At 34.5% G+C, this 14,124-nt stretch carries 20 protein-coding genes and 1 riboswitch; of the genes, 9 read left to right on the top strand and 11 right to left on the bottom strand.

Features of this window, described 5'->3' with window-relative positions; all coding sequences use genetic code 11:
- Positions 1 to 55: 55 nt before the first annotated feature.
- Positions 56 to 265: a hypothetical protein gene (locus tag E0H88_RS15560; protein ID WP_010116191.1), complete on the bottom strand. Its 210-nt coding sequence runs from the start codon at positions 263 to 265 to the stop codon at positions 56 to 58.
- A gap of 198 nt (positions 266 to 463) precedes the next feature.
- Positions 464 to 531: riboswitch (Fluoride riboswitch) on the top strand.
- A 116-nt stretch (positions 532 to 647) separates the two neighbouring features.
- Here E0H88_RS15560 and crcB point away from each other — a divergent pair.
- From crcB to E0H88_RS15540, 4 genes are all read left to right on the top strand, one after another.
- Positions 648 to 1,028, top strand: a complete 381-nt coding sequence (gene crcB / locus E0H88_RS15555) for a fluoride efflux transporter CrcB (RefSeq protein ID WP_005225409.1) — start codon at positions 648 to 650, stop codon at positions 1,026 to 1,028.
- Positions 1,029 to 1,054: 26 nt separating this feature from the next.
- Entirely contained in the window at positions 1,055 to 1,579 is a 525-nt protein-coding gene (gene ppa / locus E0H88_RS15550) for an inorganic diphosphatase (protein WP_131275023.1), read from the top strand.
- A 277-nt stretch (positions 1,580 to 1,856) separates the two neighbouring features.
- Complete coding sequence (locus E0H88_RS15545; RefSeq protein WP_131275021.1) at positions 1,857 to 2,144, top strand: BrnT family toxin; 288 nt, start codon at positions 1,857 to 1,859, stop codon at positions 2,142 to 2,144.
- The gene (locus tag E0H88_RS15540; protein ID WP_131275019.1) at positions 2,131 to 2,445 is read left to right on the top strand and encodes a BrnA antitoxin family protein; all 315 of its coding nucleotides are present in this window, start codon (positions 2,131 to 2,133) and stop codon (positions 2,443 to 2,445) included. The genes E0H88_RS15545 and E0H88_RS15540 overlap by 14 nt, the downstream gene beginning before the upstream one ends.
- A 76-nt stretch (positions 2,446 to 2,521) precedes the next feature.
- On the opposite strand, the gene E0H88_RS15535 is transcribed toward E0H88_RS15540, so the two are convergent.
- From E0H88_RS15535 to E0H88_RS15520, 4 genes are all read right to left on the bottom strand, one after another.
- Positions 2,522 to 3,805 (bottom strand): tetratricopeptide repeat protein, encoded by a 1,284-nt coding sequence (locus E0H88_RS15535; RefSeq protein WP_092692617.1) that lies wholly within the window; start codon positions 3,803 to 3,805, stop codon positions 2,522 to 2,524.
- A 135-nt stretch (positions 3,806 to 3,940) separates the two neighbouring features.
- Positions 3,941 to 4,666, bottom strand: coding sequence for an RloB family protein (locus E0H88_RS15530; RefSeq protein ID WP_131275017.1), 726 nt, complete (start codon positions 4,664 to 4,666; stop codon positions 3,941 to 3,943).
- Positions 4,663 to 6,018, bottom strand: coding sequence for an AAA family ATPase (locus E0H88_RS15525; protein WP_131275015.1), 1,356 nt, complete (start codon positions 6,016 to 6,018; stop codon positions 4,663 to 4,665). The genes E0H88_RS15530 and E0H88_RS15525 overlap by 4 nt, the downstream gene beginning before the upstream one ends.
- A 255-nt stretch (positions 6,019 to 6,273) precedes the next feature.
- Complete coding sequence (locus E0H88_RS15520) at positions 6,274 to 6,642, bottom strand: plasmid mobilization protein (RefSeq protein ID WP_131275013.1); 369 nt, start codon at positions 6,640 to 6,642, stop codon at positions 6,274 to 6,276.
- 303 nt (positions 6,643 to 6,945) lie between these two features.
- Between E0H88_RS15520 and E0H88_RS15515 the strand changes: the two genes are divergently transcribed.
- From E0H88_RS15515 to E0H88_RS15985, 4 genes are all read left to right on the top strand, one after another.
- Positions 6,946 to 7,287 (top strand): hypothetical protein, encoded by a 342-nt coding sequence (locus E0H88_RS15515; protein ID WP_005108704.1) that lies wholly within the window; start codon positions 6,946 to 6,948, stop codon positions 7,285 to 7,287.
- Positions 7,288 to 7,865: 578 nt separating this feature from the next.
- The gene (gene repM, locus E0H88_RS15510; RefSeq protein WP_131275011.1) at positions 7,866 to 8,822 is read left to right on the top strand and encodes a replication initiation protein RepM; all 957 of its coding nucleotides are present in this window, start codon (positions 7,866 to 7,868) and stop codon (positions 8,820 to 8,822) included.
- The gene (locus E0H88_RS15505) at positions 8,815 to 9,369 is read left to right on the top strand and encodes a plasmid replication DNA-binding protein (protein WP_131275009.1); all 555 of its coding nucleotides are present in this window, start codon (positions 8,815 to 8,817) and stop codon (positions 9,367 to 9,369) included. The genes repM and E0H88_RS15505 overlap by 8 nt, the downstream gene beginning before the upstream one ends.
- Positions 9,370 to 9,381: 12 nt before the next feature.
- Entirely contained in the window at positions 9,382 to 9,525 is a 144-nt protein-coding gene (locus tag E0H88_RS15985; RefSeq protein ID WP_001125247.1) for a hypothetical protein, read from the top strand.
- A 208-nt stretch (positions 9,526 to 9,733) separates the two neighbouring features.
- Here the strand turns inward: E0H88_RS15985 and E0H88_RS15500 are convergent, their stop codons facing one another.
- The 5 genes from E0H88_RS15500 to E0H88_RS15480 all read right to left on the bottom strand — a co-directional run bounded on the left by E0H88_RS15500 (position 9,734) and on the right by E0H88_RS15480 (position 12,991).
- The gene (locus tag E0H88_RS15500) at positions 9,734 to 11,188 is read right to left on the bottom strand and encodes a SulP family inorganic anion transporter (protein ID WP_131275007.1); all 1,455 of its coding nucleotides are present in this window, start codon (positions 11,186 to 11,188) and stop codon (positions 9,734 to 9,736) included.
- 247 nt (positions 11,189 to 11,435) lie between these two features.
- Positions 11,436 to 11,645 (bottom strand): hypothetical protein, encoded by a 210-nt coding sequence (locus E0H88_RS15495; RefSeq protein WP_131275005.1) that lies wholly within the window; start codon positions 11,643 to 11,645, stop codon positions 11,436 to 11,438.
- A 192-nt stretch (positions 11,646 to 11,837) separates the two neighbouring features.
- Positions 11,838 to 12,257 carry a surface-adhesin E family protein gene (locus E0H88_RS15490; protein WP_131275003.1) on the bottom strand — a complete coding sequence of 140 codons (420 nt, stop codon included), beginning with the start codon at positions 12,255 to 12,257 and terminating at the stop codon, positions 11,838 to 11,840.
- A 145-nt stretch (positions 12,258 to 12,402) separates the two neighbouring features.
- Complete coding sequence (locus E0H88_RS15485) at positions 12,403 to 12,693, bottom strand: addiction module antidote protein (protein WP_004969304.1); 291 nt, start codon at positions 12,691 to 12,693, stop codon at positions 12,403 to 12,405.
- A 1-nt stretch (position 12,694) separates the two neighbouring features.
- Complete coding sequence (locus E0H88_RS15480) at positions 12,695 to 12,991, bottom strand: type II toxin-antitoxin system RelE/ParE family toxin (RefSeq protein ID WP_078191612.1); 297 nt, start codon at positions 12,989 to 12,991, stop codon at positions 12,695 to 12,697.
- A gap of 149 nt (positions 12,992 to 13,140) precedes the next feature.
- On the opposite strand from E0H88_RS15480, the gene E0H88_RS15475 reads away from it, so the two are divergent.
- A complete protein-coding gene (locus E0H88_RS15475; RefSeq protein WP_131275001.1) occupies positions 13,141 to 13,863 on the top strand; it encodes a Hint domain-containing protein in 723 nt (240 codons plus the stop codon).
- Positions 13,864 to 13,952: 89 nt separating this feature from the next.
- Here the strand turns inward: E0H88_RS15475 and E0H88_RS15470 are convergent.
- A partial coding sequence (locus tag E0H88_RS15470; RefSeq protein WP_131274999.1) for a helix-turn-helix domain-containing protein occupies positions 13,953 to 14,124 on the bottom strand: 172 nt, incomplete at its 5' end.

Below are 14,124 nucleotides of genomic sequence, written 5' to 3'. Positions count from 1 at the left end.
TAGGTACTTTTTTATAAAGCCTGGATGTTATACCAAGCTTTGTTTAATCGGTATTTTATGAAGCTTTTAGCTCCCCAAGTAATTGACCTATTTCCAAACGTGTATAGCCACGTTCTTTAAAGATCAAAACAATAGCCTGTTTATAATCTTCAGAAGTGGCCGTTTTATATTTATTAATTAATTGCAGCTCAGCATTAAGCTGAAGGTCATTTTTGATGGTCAATACTTCTGCAGAGACTTTATTAAAAATCTTGAAATTAAACATACAGGTGCTCTTTATCAATATTGTAGCGGCCCGACTACAACAAACACCTGCCTCAGCTTAGCTGGACACCCTTTCCAAAAAGATTATAGAAAAAATGAAAAGTTTCAAGTTTTACTAAACTAAAGATAAAAAAGTATCAAACTTACGTATTTTAATAATAGAAGGTTGTTGAATTAGCTAATCAATTTTTAAATAATAGTACTCAAAGGAGATGGCTATCCTCCTTACACAAACCGCCAATTCTGGCTGATGATACCTACGTTTCCCTCAAGCAGGGTACGTAGTCGCGTGCTCTGCTTTTACAAAATGGAGCTACGCTATGTTTTCCCGTCATAAAGTTCTTTATTTATATATCTTTTGCTGCTCATAACTAGGAGCAGACATGTATCTTTCTCTTTTATCAATTGCTCTCGGTTCTGTAATCGGTGCCTGGCTTCGTTGGGGCATAAGTCTAAGATTTAATAGCGTATTTGAAAATATTCCTTTCGGGACAGTGATTGTTAACTTAATCGGTGCTTTTATTATTGGATTAGCTGTATCATTTTTTTCAAATAGCTCAATAAGCCCTAATTATAAGTTATTCGTTGTGACAGGCTTCTGCGGTGCTTTAACGACCTTTTCAACATTTTCAGTTGAAATTGTTGCGTTGCTACAAGCTTCAAAGTTTGAATATGCTATCTCAACAATAGCCATCCATGTAATAGGTTCATTAATCTTTACAGTACTAGGAATACTTTCCTATCAATTTTTCACTAATCATTAATAATCTAAATATTAGAAGGTAAAACAATGACTTTTAAAAATGTTAAAGCAGGTACTAATCCACCAGATGACTTTAATAGCATCATCGAAATCCCGGCAAATGCTAAACCCATCAAGTATGAAGTGAATAAAGAATATGATGCTTTATTGGTTGATCGCTTTCTAAGTACAGCAATGTCATATCCGTACAATTACGGTTATATTCCTCAAACATTAAGCGAGGATGGTGATCCCTTAGATGTATTTGTAATAGCTCCCCATGCGGTTGCTGTAGGATCAGTAATTCGCAGCAGACCTGTCGGAGTCATGTATATGGAAGATGAAGCCGGTATTGATGCAAAGATCATTGCTGTACCTCATTCTAAGCTCACACCTCTATATAACAATGTTGAAGATCTGAGCGACCTCCCTCAGCTTCAATTAGATCAAATGAAACATTTCTTTGAACATTATAAAGACTTGGAAAAAGGTAAATGGATGAAATTTAATGGTTGGGGTAATGTAGAAGAAGCCAGACAGGAGATTCTAAAATCTATCCAAGCATACAAATAATTTAGATAAAAGGGACCCAAATCTGAGGTCCCTTTTTATGCTATTTAACATAATGGCGATTATACGCAATACACTTGTATATTAATATAAAAATCAATAACTTAAAAATTTAGTCATGACTAAGAAATCAGCAAAAAGTCGATTTTGAAACAAGTCGGCTTTTTTATGATCGATTTTGATAGTTCTTGCCAATAAATTTGACTAGAAATTACGCTTTTCAGCTTGAGTGATACAATTTTATGATACATTATTGTATATACTAATTTGAATGTTTTTTATGGAACAGTATTTCGAATGGGATGAGGCAAAGAATCGAAAGAATCAGAAAAAGCATGATATCTCTTTCGAAACTGCAAGCCTTGTCTTTGATGATCCATTACGGATCTCAATCCAGGATAGACATACCGATGGTGAAGAACGTTGGCAAACCATTGGAAGAGTAAAAGGCGTACTAATGCTATTAGTAGCTCACACCATCTTCGATGAAGATGATTGTGAAATCATACGAATCATTAGTGCAAGACAAGTCACTAAGGCGGAGCGAGATAGATATGAGCACGGTTAGATACTCACGCAAAGAACTGAATGAAAAATTCAGCGACAAGCAAGATGCTGAAATTGAACGCTTGCTTGCTAAGGGAACGGTTCCTGACGATCAGCTAGATCTATCAGATATTCCTGAAATTACCGACTGGAGTAATGCTGTCCGCCACAATCAATTCTATCGACCAGTGAAGCAACAAACATCTATTCGTTTAGATGCTGATGTACTTGCATGGTTCAAAGCACAAGGTAAAGGTTATCAGACACGCATGAATGAAATCTTGCGGGATGCCATGCTAAAAGAATTAAAAAATCATCAGTAAAAATGGGAGCTTAAGCTCCCATTTTTAGATTCGTATAACGTGTATTATGTTAATTTTAGCGAAACTCAATAATAAATTATTTCTTCTTTGGCTTCATGCATGAGGGTTTTGATAGGCTCACTGGCTGGTTTAAATTGTGTGCCTTAGCTCCCTGTTCTAAAAGGGCCTTTAAACTTTTTTCAGAATTTTTAGGCTGCTTATTTTGAGCATTCTTCTTTGGCTGTGGTGGCGATGCTTTTTTCTGAGCTTTTACTGACTGCTCAACTTTATTTTGTTTACTTGTAGGCTTGTTTATTACGGCTGTTTTTAGAGACTTTAGCCATGAGTATGCGTGAGGATCTAACTTCAATAAATGTTCAATCATTTCATTACGTTTAGCTTTATCCATCTTAGAGATAATGCTTTTAAGATCAGCATTAATTGATTGATTTGTTGCACCTCGTTCACTAGCTTTTTCATACCACTCATGCCCAAGTGTATATTGATACGTTTCCATATAAATAGCGCCTAATAAAGTACAAGGACGATAATTATCTGGAGTTAAATTATGAGCTTTGGATGCATTATCAATGGCCACGTTAACCTTGCGAAGATCACGTCTAACTCCACCAAGAGTAGTGAAATACGCAGATAATAATTTTTTATCCTTGATACCATTAGTGGAAATTTTTTCTAAAAATTCTTCTGCTTCAACACTTTCCTTACACTTTCTTAATTGACTACTAGCATTAATAGCATTCCAAATGTTCTTGGTGTTCTTTGCATATTCCTGCAAATAATAATTAGCTTCTAATCGATGAAATTTATGACGAACTTTGGCAGTAAAGAATTTTTTACCTATTGTATTTAACCAAACAGCCTCATCTTGAGAAAGTCTTGTTTCATTTTCTAGCTTATTCAAAATTTCAGAAAGCTCTGTAGGTGATGCCCCTGATAGATATTCATTAATGTCGTATTTTTTTAGTAATGCTTTTTCTTTTTGCTTTGCAATATAAACAGGATCTGACTCAAGCAACTTTTGTTTTTCAATAGCTTCCAGTCTCAACTTCTCCTGACGAATTTTTTCCTCAGCTACTCTTTCTAATTCAACTTTATGTCTAATTTTTTTCTGAAAGTCTGGCAGGAAACCGCTTAAAGATCTGAGCATATACTCATGAATATATACTTCTTCAAATTTACTTAGGCTTTGTTTTTCTTCATATTTTTTTATAATGTCTTTTAAACGGCTAGGTATTAAAAGATCTGACTTTAATGGATCTAAAAAATATTGTTGGCACAAATTTAAGAGTTTGCTCTCGAAAGTATCTAAATCTTTATCAGTAACTTTTGCCTGTAACAGTAAAGCCTTTCCCTCAGTCATAATAGAAATCTTATTCGAATCAAAAAATTACCTCAGTATAAAGAAAAAACCCTGGCAGGATGCCGGGTTTTTTATTGCCTATTTACGCTGGGTAGTCCGTATTATGTTAGTTTTAGAAAAATTTAAAAATACACATTATTCTTTATGTTCTTCATTGAATTTAAGAAAATTTTCTAATAATTGATATAGTTGAGATCCAATATGGTTCATAGGATAGCGATATTCAGGATCTTTAATTTTTCCTTCTATTTCCTTTGCTTGCTCTATAGCAAAATTAATTTTCTCTTTATTGAAAAATTCATCAGGAAGTGCCGAATTTTTCTCATAAGCCATATCTTTTCCTAAATATGTCTTTAATAAAAAATCCAAATAACTTTCACAAAATTGTACTTTTGTTTTACGTCTATCTTTTCTAATGTAAAAAATAGGATTTTGTAGGAGGGGGGCTTGAAAAGGTTGAATTAATGAGTCTATTTTCACCAAATGCATAATGAACCAAATTTCTATGCATGGTGAAGAAACAGAATATTTGTAATTATGATTCAAACACTCTTGTACTGCTTCTGCTAAATTCTTATTCCATTGATCTCTATCGACAATAATCCAACACTCATCTGTCTTAGGATTTAGTCCTGCCTCTTTGACATTTTTCTTTAATGTCTTAAAAACATTTTTTGGGGAGCTATTATTTTTTTCATTCTCAGCCCGCTCATAATGTACAAATTTACACTTTTCACCAACCTCATTCAGTTTTTGAAAGTATTCAACTTCAGTAACATGTCCCTCACATGCTATATAGAAAAACTTATTTGGCTCTTTATACTTTTCAGTCCTAACAACAGCTTCAAAACTACGACTCATGTAATATTGCTACCTATTTCTGAAAGATTTGGAATGCCATCAAATCGACCATTGAGATAACTTTTTCGCAACTCTTTATCAAATCTTTGATTATATTCAGCCAGTGAATGTAGACTAGATGCACCATTCTTAGCTTTTGAAATAAACCAAATTTCATCTCGTCGTAATAGTTCCTGATCTAAAAGTGCAGATTCATGCGTAGCTAAAATCAATTGGCTATAAATATCTTTTGAAATTTTAATATAAAACTTTATTAAAGCCTGAACTAAGTTAGGGTGTAAGCTTCTTTCTATTTCATCAACTATGACAACATTACCGCCCTGAATTGTCGATAAAATTATAGGGATTAAGTCAAATAATCTTTTTGTACCATCTGACTCTTCATCTGAACTATCAAAATCTACGTATTTATCAGTACCATCTACTTTTCGTTGGGTAACTAATTTAAAAAACTGTATTTCATCATTATCTTTATTAATTAAAACAAGTTCACCTTTAACTGGATCACTAATAGAGGCAGTATTTTTTTCACTACCTTTTTTTAATAAAGAAGCTATAACCTTATCTAAGAATTGATCAGGAAATGGTAGGTTTTCTCTTTTTATTTCTTTAAAAACAATATTATCTATTCCAGTATCTAATGCGTTTAAGAATCTTGTAAAAAGATCTCTAAAGTCTGAATTTCTATTCAATTCATGGTGAATACCTTCTGTTGCTTTTGAAGTTGGATAAATAACTGTAAGGGAATTACTAAACCAATCATATATATTTTGCATATGACTTAGGCCCACAGATTCATTTTTAAAATTAAATTGATCAACTAAGCTTATAAGAAGGGAGTCCTCTTTATATGACTCAAATAAACTCTTAGTCATTAGACTTTCATTATCGAACATACGACCTAATTCAATATTAGGCTTAAGATCTTCAAATGTACGATCAAAAACTTGTTCAGCCTTGCCATCCTTTGACTTTAATAAATACAGCCACTCCTCTGTAAACTTTACAGTATCAAAGGAAAAACCATAAATATAAATATTATCATTATGATGAATTTTATATTCGAGAGTACTTATAGGATTTATAGTTTCAACTAAACGGAATTTGTTTGCTAACTTTGACGTAAGATCTACTTCTTTTGTAATTAACCGTTTACCTAAATCTATAGCCTTAATAATATTAGACTTACCTGAAGCATTAGCGCCGAACAAAGTAGCTAATTTTAAAGTAGATATTTTTTTAAATGATTCATTTACATGATTTTTTTTTAATCTTTCTTTACCCGCTACCATAGAAAAAGAAGATTTTTCTTTAAAAGAAAGTAGGTTCTCAACAGAAAATTCTACTAGCATATCTTTCACATCAAAACAAATAATAAGGAGATGATAACCTCTTTCACTTATATTTAAAGTGATTTTTTCACATTTAACGACAAACAGTCATTTTATTTTATTATTTAACATAAAGTCTCTTACACGAAATTCATCAGGCTAACGCCCCTATACAAGGTCACACACCTTACACTTTTTTAGATTGGCTACTTGGATATAGCGCTAAAGGAACGGCTGGCTAACGCCCCTATACAAGGGGACACACTTTACACTTTTTTAAAACTTGATCGCGGATCTGACTTTAGAAATGAATAGATCAATGGAATTTTGGTTCTTGGAAAAATCCAGCAGTAGCCCGTTTACTTTAGATCGGATTTCTTTCGGATCACTCAGCTCTCCATTCATTAAGTTTTTCAGTAGTCCCCCCACTTTATTCATATCTGATTTTAGGCTGCGAATTTCCTGGATTGTTTTTATATCAGTCAGACTTTTAGGTTGATAACCCAACCCTAAATCACGCAAATATTGAGAAGCTGATAAATTTCCCTGAGCAGCATTTTCTTCAATTTGCTTTTTCTCAGCTTCAGTTACCACAACTTGAATTACTTTTTGGCGTATCCGTTTCGGCTTTTTCTGTTCAGTCATTTTTTGATTTCCAGTACATTTTGGCTATGCCAAAAGCTCCGCAGGACAAGATGCCACGTTGAGCTGAAAGCGAATAAGTAAGGTAATTTATATAACTAGGCTTGCCATGTTATATAACATTACACATCTTGCCAATATCACGAAAATTGCAATTGCACATAAACGCATATAATTGCACATTAAAATGAATAAAAACCATTTAAAAGCTTATAGTTGCAGATAATTTCATATAAAATCATATAAAAGCTCTTAATTGCATATAGTTGCACATAATTGCATAAATTAAGGAAAGAGGAAGTTATTATGGTTACCAGGCATGGCGCTAAAAAATTCATCATCTCTGTATTACCTGAAATAGAAAAACGGCTAGAAGCTGGTTATACAATTAAGGAAATCCACGCTGATTTACCTGAGCTAGCGAACAATATTTCTTACAGTTCAGTTTTGCGAAATTTGAATAAAATGGGAATGAGTGAAAAAAAGGTACATTTACATAAAATAGAAAAATTAGAGTCCCAGGATATGGTCCCTACTTCTAATGAAAAAATGAAAATGACGAATGCAGAAAGAAATACAGAAAAATTGAAGACTAAAAAACCTGCTTTTTCTTATGACCCTCATACAAAAGGTAAAGATTTTATCTAATCACTATAAAACTTAGCTTTTAAATGCACTCATTTGCGATTTAAGCTCAAATTCACATAGGAAGGTACAGAACGAGTGTCTACGAGTGAAATCGCTGAAATTCGCGCTTAGACCCTCTGAAAAACAGCTTTTTAGGCTGTGAAGCCTAAATGAGCGTAAATCACATGCAGAAAATTGAGTCTAGATCGAGCGTAGCGAGTAAAAAAGCTCTATGAGCGAAGCGAATTCATCGTGCTTTTGCTTTTTATTGAAGTCACAACGAGATGAGCCAAAAAATTGCCCCGACGAATCGAGCGAAAGCGAGATTCAATAGAGTTTGAGCGTAGCGAAAACCAAGGGCAATTTTTCTTTGCCTGTGCTTTTAATTATTTTTAAAGTTTTTAAATGCTTTTAGACTCTCTGAAAGCATTTGTTTGCAAGGCTTTCAAGGTTAATAAGACTACAATTTCTTTGTCATAAGACTACAATTTCTTTGTCATAAGACTACAATTTCTTTGTCATAAGACTACAATTTCTTTGCATTTGATTACATTGAATGCTAATGTAGTCTTAATAACACTTATAACCTATGCAGTCTTATGAAAAATGACTTAGTAGTAAAAGATAATGCCTTAATTAATGCCAGTTATAATCTCGAAGTAACCGAGCAACGGCTTATCCTTTTATCAATAATAAGAGCAAGAGAAACAGGCCAAGGGATCTCATCCGACAGTAAATTAGAAATCCATGCTTCTGATTATGCTTCTCGCTTTGATGTCACCAAAGAAGCTGCGTATAACGCTCTAAAAAATGCAGTTAATAATCTTTTTGAAAGAAAGTTCTCTTTTAAGGAAATTCATAAAGATACAAACAAAGAAATTGTAGTCAAATCCCGCTGGGTTAGCCGAATTGCATATGTTGATGACCTTGCTACATTAGAAGTTACCTTTGCACCAGATGTTGTTCCTCTTATTACAAGATTGGAAAAGCACTTTACGAGCTATCAACTTAAACAGGTTGCCCAACTAACTAGCAAATATGCTATTCGTCTATATGAGTTTCTAATTGCTTGGAGAGACGTAGGAAAAACACCTGTTATTCCTTTATCTGAGTTCAGAGAAAAATTAGGACTTGATATTAATGAATATCAAAAAATGATTAATTTTAAAAGTCGTGTTTTAGAACCAGCCATAAAGCAAATTAATGAGCTCACTGATATACATGTAAAATATGAACAGTACAAAACAGGAAGATCTATCTCAGGCTTATCATTCACTTTTAAGCATAAAAAAATTGATTCTATACCTTCAGAAAGAGACCCCAATACGGTAGATATCTTTACCCAAATGACTGATGCACAACGTCACATGTTTGCAAATAAGCTTTCAGAGCTACCAGAAATGGGGCGGTATTCCCAAGGAACTGAAAGCTATCCGCAATTTGCTATTCGTATTGCAGAGATGCTGCAAAACCCTGATCGAATAAAAGAACTATACCCGTACCTGAAAAAAGTGGGATATATGCCATCAAGTAAAAAGGATGTAGTAAATGGCTAAGTTATCACTAAGTGAAGTATCTAATCGCTTTAACGTCAGTCGCTCTACGTTATATAGGGCCATAAAAGAAGGACGTATATCCCGAAGCGCTGATGGACTTTTTGATATTGCAGAAGTCATCCGATGCTTTGGAGAGCCAATCAAAAAGCATGAACAAAAACAAGAAGTGAATCAATCTAAGGATGATGCGGATTTACGTCAGCTTGTTGATTTCATGAAAAAAGAAATTGAGTCATACAAAGATCGAGAAAAACGCTATTTAGATCAAATAGACCGCTTTCAACTACTATTAGGGCATAAAGAGTCTGAAGAAAAAATGTCTCATGACGCACCAGTGACACATTCTAATGATGCACCATGCGACAACAGTAGAGAAACAAGTGAAACTATTGATAATAATAAATATAGTGAAATTAATATATCTCATGAAACACCAGTAACATACCCCAATGAAACACCACAACACGTATCAAAGACACACGATGAGACAAAGAAAAAACGTGGCTTATTTGGCCGTGTGCTGAATGCTGTTTTTGATAATGACTAAGGGAGAGAGATCATGCCGAAACTGAAAGACATTGCCCTGGGAATTATTGTGGCCCCGCTGCTGATCCCGATCATGCTGATTGCATCGTACCAGGATAAAAAGGCACTCAAAAAAGAGCTGGATGAACGCCAAAAAGAAAAAGACCAGGCATCCTGATTATTCAATTGACCTAATCAAACTCGTGAAACTTTGATTAAATAATAAGCGTGGAACGTGAAAAGTCATAAAAAAAGCCCACCTTGGGGAAGATGGGCTATTAACTAGAAACTACAGCATTGATTTCTATAGATAATTATAACGCATTTCATATAAGGTGTATTATGTTAATTTTAGAGATTCTACATAAATGTAGAGTCTCCTTCACTTAGATTCTGGCATGTGTTCCATACTTATCAATCATGATAGAGCTAGCTTCATTTAAGCCACGCACAGTGACATTCACACCATTCTTTTGAAATTTATTTACAACAGAATCAAGCATGGCGACTGATGTTACGTCCCAAATGTGAGAATGGGTCAAATCAATAATCACATCCTTTACATCCTCTTTAAAGTCAAAACCTTGCATGAATTTTTCAGAAGAACTAAAGAAGATCTGACCTCTCAAATCATACAAACGGGCCGTTCCCTCAAAAGAAGCTGTCACCTGGATATCATTTTCAAGTTTATTCGCCAAGAACAAGGCTGAAAGCAATACGCCCGTTAATACACCTAGAGCCAAGTTATGCGTAGCAACAACTACAATCACTGTCGCAATCATGACGATATTACTACTCTTAGGATTATCTTTTAACTGAGTGACAGAACTCCATTCAAAAGTACTAATAGAGACCATGATCATCACCGCTACCAATGCAGCCATTGGAATCACTTTGAGCCAGTCACTAATAAATACAACCAGAATAAGAAGAAAAATACCCGCAGAGAATGTTGATAAGCGTGTAAGGCCGCCTGATTTTACGTTAATCATAGATTGACCAATCATGGCACAACCGGCCATGCCACCCATAAAGCCAGAAGCAATATTCGCAATCCCTTGTCCCTTACATTCCTGATATTTATCACTTGGCGTATCTGTCATTTCATCCACGATGGTTGCTGTCATCATCGATTCAAGTAAACCTACAGCCGCCAGTGCTACCGAGTAAGGCAAAATAATCATCAATGTTTCAATATTCAAAGGAATATTTGGAATCAAAAACATTGGAAGTGTGTCAGGTAAAGACCCCATATCACCCACAGTCCGTACATCAATTCCTAAAGCGATTGCCAGTAATGTGATCGCAATGATGCAGACAAGTGGAGAGGGGAGTAATTTTCCTAATTTGGGAACCAAAGGAAAGAGATAAATAATCGCCAGACCTAAAGCAACCAGAGCATATACATGCCAGGTCACATTAATCAGTTCTGGTAACTGAGCCATGAAAATTAAGATCGCTAACGCATTTACGAATCCAATAACTACAGATTTAGATACGAACCGCATTAACTTGGCGAGCTTTAAATAGCCTGCCAATATCTGAATTATGCCTGTCAGAATTGTTGCTGCCAGCAGATATTCAAGCCCATGCTCTTTGACCAATGTGACCATAAGCAGTGCCATAGCCCCTGTAGCAGCTGAAATCATTGCTGGACGACCACCTACGAAAGAAATCACGACAGCAATACAGAAGGATGCGTATAGACCGACTTTAGGATCTACACCTGCAATAATTGAAAATGCGATGGCTTCAGGGATGAGTGCAAGACCGACGACTAATCCGGCAAGTACATCCCCACGGATGTTAGAGAACCACTGTTCTCGGACATTAGATAACATAAACATAGCCTGTTTTTTAATTTTTCAGATAGGCCAGTGATGTGATATATACAACACACAAGCGACTACACCACATCACTAGACAGTGATGAGTTATTTACAGATTTAAGAGGGTAAATAAACTTAAGGTGGCGTAAGCGTCATAAGATGGAGGAACTTTTTAGAGTAAAAAATCAGGACAAGGGTAACAGCTAGGTACTTTTTTATAAAGCCTGGATGTTATACCAAGCTTTGTTTAATCGGTATTTTATGAAGCTTTTAGCTCCCCAAGTAATTGACCTATTTCCAAACGTGTATAGCCACGTTCTTTAAAGATCAAAACAATAGCCTGTTTATAATCTTCAGAAGTGGCCGTTTTATATTTATTAATTAATTGCAGCTCAGCATTAAGCTGAAGGTCATTTTTGATGGTCAATACTTCCGTAGAGACTTTATTAAAAATCTTGAAATTAAACATACAGGCACTCTTTATCCTTATTGTAGCGGCCCGACTACAACAAACACCTGCCTTAGCTTAGCTAGACACCCTTTGTGACAAGGATTACAAATTTTAAAAGTGTCTGCAAGTTTTCTAAATGTAAAACATGAATAATCCACTAAATTACTACCCATTTAACATAATAGCCATTATGTTAAATAAGGGGCAAGTTTATAATGTGCATGCTATTTTCATAATTTCTTCTCCTGTAGAGTCAGGTGTTACTTTTTTGAATACTGAATCAGTCATATCTTGTTTTACAAGTAGAGTTCCATCACTTTTATAAGTTGCAGCAGTAATAGTTTTTGTCATTTTTTGATCGCAATCAATTTCATCTGTACCTAGTACGTAATTACCTCTATCTAGTAACATTGTATTAATTCTTGAAGTATTTTCCATTTTACCAGTAACTTTAATAATCTTAGGTGAAGCAGATATAACTTGAAAACTTTTCTTAGAAATATAGAAATCATAAGCTGGACTCATTTTATCTAATTTAATCCAATCATTATTTTCTGACTTCTTAGATACATCAATGCTTGAACATCCTGTAAAAATGAGGATGGAAGTTAATAAAAATATTTTATTCATAAGGGAAAAATTGAAAGATATAGAAATTTAATACTAATATAAATATATGCATTTATTAAATTTTTCTAAAATTAACATAATACACCTTATGCGAATCTAAAAATGGGAGCCTTTAGCTCCCATTTTTACTATATTTTTTAAAGTTTTAGGCATGCTGTACTGTGAGCTTTAAACCTAAAGCATTCACTACACGATTAATTGTATCAAAACGTGGTGCAGAGTCCTGACGAAGTGCTTTATAAAGCGCTTCACGTCCAATTCCTGCCTCTTTAGCTATTTGAGTCATGCCACGAGCTTTGGCAATTACGCCAAGTGCATGCGCTAATTCAGCTGGATCATTCTCTTCAAGAACCATATTGAGATACATCACAATGTCTTCTTCAGTTTTGAGTGACTCAGCCATATCAAAACTTGGTAAATCAGCGACTTTAACCATTTTAATCCTCCAATGTTTTCGATAATTTGACTGCTCGCTTGATATCGTCTTGCTGTGTAGATTTATCTCCTCCACCAAGCATCACAATCACAACGTCCCCATGTTGGATGTAATACATCCGCCAGCCTGATCCAAAGAACTCCCTCATTTCCCAAACACCATCTTGGAGAGGTTTAATGTCTCCCCAATTTCCACGTTGAACCTTATCTAATCTACGATTTAAGCGAATTCGGGTCATATTGTCTTTAATGCCATCTAACCATTCATCAAACTCAGGTAGACGTTTAATTTCAATCATGAGGCTTCCTTATCTTCTCACTATATTGTATTCGATCGAATACAATATGCAAGTAATCTATACGAACATCCATTAATTTCGTATAACGTGTATTATGTTAATTTTAGGAAAGCTCACTAATCATCAAATTAAAAATATAAGAGAGACTTATGGACTCATATCTTAATTCAGGAGCTGGTTTTCCTGCTGGAACACGTATAAATACAGACAAAGGTTTAATCGCCATTCAGAACATTAAAGTCGGAGATTTAGTACTGTCAAAGCCGAAAAATGGTGACGGAGAGTTATGCTATAAACCTGTTATAAGAATATCTACTTGTGAGAATAGTGAGATTTGGGAGCTAACCTATTTCCAAATTAAAGCAAATACAGATTTATCAAAATTAAATAAAAGCAAATTATTGCAACTTTCTCGCAAAGGAAAAATGGTCAGTCATATGCTGAGGTCTAATCAGACATTCTGGGTTAAGAATATTGGATGGACGCGCTTGGATGAGTTGAAGAACGGTCAAGCTATAGAAACATCTGATCAAGAAATCATTGGTCTTGTTTTTATGGTGAATCCATTACGAAAAACAAGTATGGAAAATGTGGCTGGAAGTTACCATCCTAGCAATATATTTAATGCGGATAAAAAAGGTTTTGATATTGATAATGTTGAATATTTTACTTTTATCGAATATGGCTTAGAAGGACCTATCGCATGTATAGGTGATGATAATGTACCTAGTCCAATATGTGTTAATGGTGAAAGTGTTCACGTTCTCTCAGAGACATTCCGATTAAAAACTTACAGCTTTGACGTTGAGGATGATTATACTTGCTTTATTACGAAGCTAGGATTGTGGGTTAATAATACTGCCTATAAATAATATAAGAAATAAATTACTAATTTTCTTATTTAACATAATGGCCGTTATACGAATCTAAAAATGGGAGCCTTTAGCTCCCATTTTTATTGTTAAACATTGAATCCTATATGTTTTCCTGTTGGAAGCTCTACATCAATACGGAGCTTCCCGCCCATTGCCTCAACATACTTTTTCATGGTTGAAATCTTAAGATCATTGCCACGATTTTCTATTGCTGAAAGCGATGGCTGTTTTATTCCCAAAGTTTCAGCAAGCTCTTTT

This window comes from Acinetobacter sp. ANC 4216 (assembly GCF_004331195.1).
In the GTDB taxonomy this organism is placed as follows: domain Bacteria; phylum Pseudomonadota; class Gammaproteobacteria; order Pseudomonadales; family Moraxellaceae; genus Acinetobacter; species Acinetobacter kookii.
This window is presented reverse-complemented; position numbering and strand designations above follow the sequence as displayed.

Excerpts from the sequence above, each read along its gene's own strand:
- E0H88_RS15560 (WP_010116191.1), bottom strand. The coding sequence starts at position 265 with ATGTTTAATTTCAAGATTTTTAATAAAGTCTCTGCAGAAGTATTGACC.
- crcB (WP_005225409.1), top strand. The coding sequence starts at position 648 with ATGTATCTTTCTCTTTTATCAATTGCTCTCGGTTCTGTAATCGGTGCC.
- ppa (WP_131275023.1), top strand. The coding sequence starts at position 1,055 with ATGACTTTTAAAAATGTTAAAGCAGGTACTAATCCACCAGATGACTTT.
- E0H88_RS15545 (WP_131275021.1), top strand. The coding sequence starts at position 1,857 with ATGGAACAGTATTTCGAATGGGATGAGGCAAAGAATCGAAAGAATCAG.
- E0H88_RS15540 (WP_131275019.1), top strand. The coding sequence starts at position 2,131 with ATGAGCACGGTTAGATACTCACGCAAAGAACTGAATGAAAAATTCAGC.
- E0H88_RS15535 (WP_092692617.1), bottom strand. The coding sequence starts at position 3,805 with ATGACTGAGGGAAAGGCTTTACTGTTACAGGCAAAAGTTACTGATAAA.
- E0H88_RS15530 (WP_131275017.1), bottom strand. The coding sequence starts at position 4,666 with ATGAGTCGTAGTTTTGAAGCTGTTGTTAGGACTGAAAAGTATAAAGAG.
- E0H88_RS15525 (WP_131275015.1), bottom strand. The coding sequence starts at position 6,018 with ATGCTAGTAGAATTTTCTGTTGAGAACCTACTTTCTTTTAAAGAAAAA.
- E0H88_RS15520 (WP_131275013.1), bottom strand. The coding sequence starts at position 6,642 with ATGACTGAACAGAAAAAGCCGAAACGGATACGCCAAAAAGTAATTCAA.
- E0H88_RS15515 (WP_005108704.1), top strand. The coding sequence starts at position 6,946 with ATGGTTACCAGGCATGGCGCTAAAAAATTCATCATCTCTGTATTACCT.
- repM (WP_131275011.1), top strand. The coding sequence starts at position 7,866 with ATGAAAAATGACTTAGTAGTAAAAGATAATGCCTTAATTAATGCCAGT.
- E0H88_RS15505 (WP_131275009.1), top strand. The coding sequence starts at position 8,815 with ATGGCTAAGTTATCACTAAGTGAAGTATCTAATCGCTTTAACGTCAGT.
- E0H88_RS15985 (WP_001125247.1), top strand. The coding sequence starts at position 9,382 with ATGCCGAAACTGAAAGACATTGCCCTGGGAATTATTGTGGCCCCGCTG.
- E0H88_RS15500 (WP_131275007.1), bottom strand. The coding sequence starts at position 11,188 with ATGTTATCTAATGTCCGAGAACAGTGGTTCTCTAACATCCGTGGGGAT.
- E0H88_RS15495 (WP_131275005.1), bottom strand. The coding sequence starts at position 11,645 with ATGTTTAATTTCAAGATTTTTAATAAAGTCTCTACGGAAGTATTGACC.
- E0H88_RS15490 (WP_131275003.1), bottom strand. The coding sequence starts at position 12,257 with ATGAATAAAATATTTTTATTAACTTCCATCCTCATTTTTACAGGATGT.
- E0H88_RS15485 (WP_004969304.1), bottom strand. The coding sequence starts at position 12,693 with ATGGTTAAAGTCGCTGATTTACCAAGTTTTGATATGGCTGAGTCACTC.
- E0H88_RS15480 (WP_078191612.1), bottom strand. The coding sequence starts at position 12,991 with ATGATTGAAATTAAACGTCTACCTGAGTTTGATGAATGGTTAGATGGC.
- E0H88_RS15475 (WP_131275001.1), top strand. The coding sequence starts at position 13,141 with ATGGACTCATATCTTAATTCAGGAGCTGGTTTTCCTGCTGGAACACGT.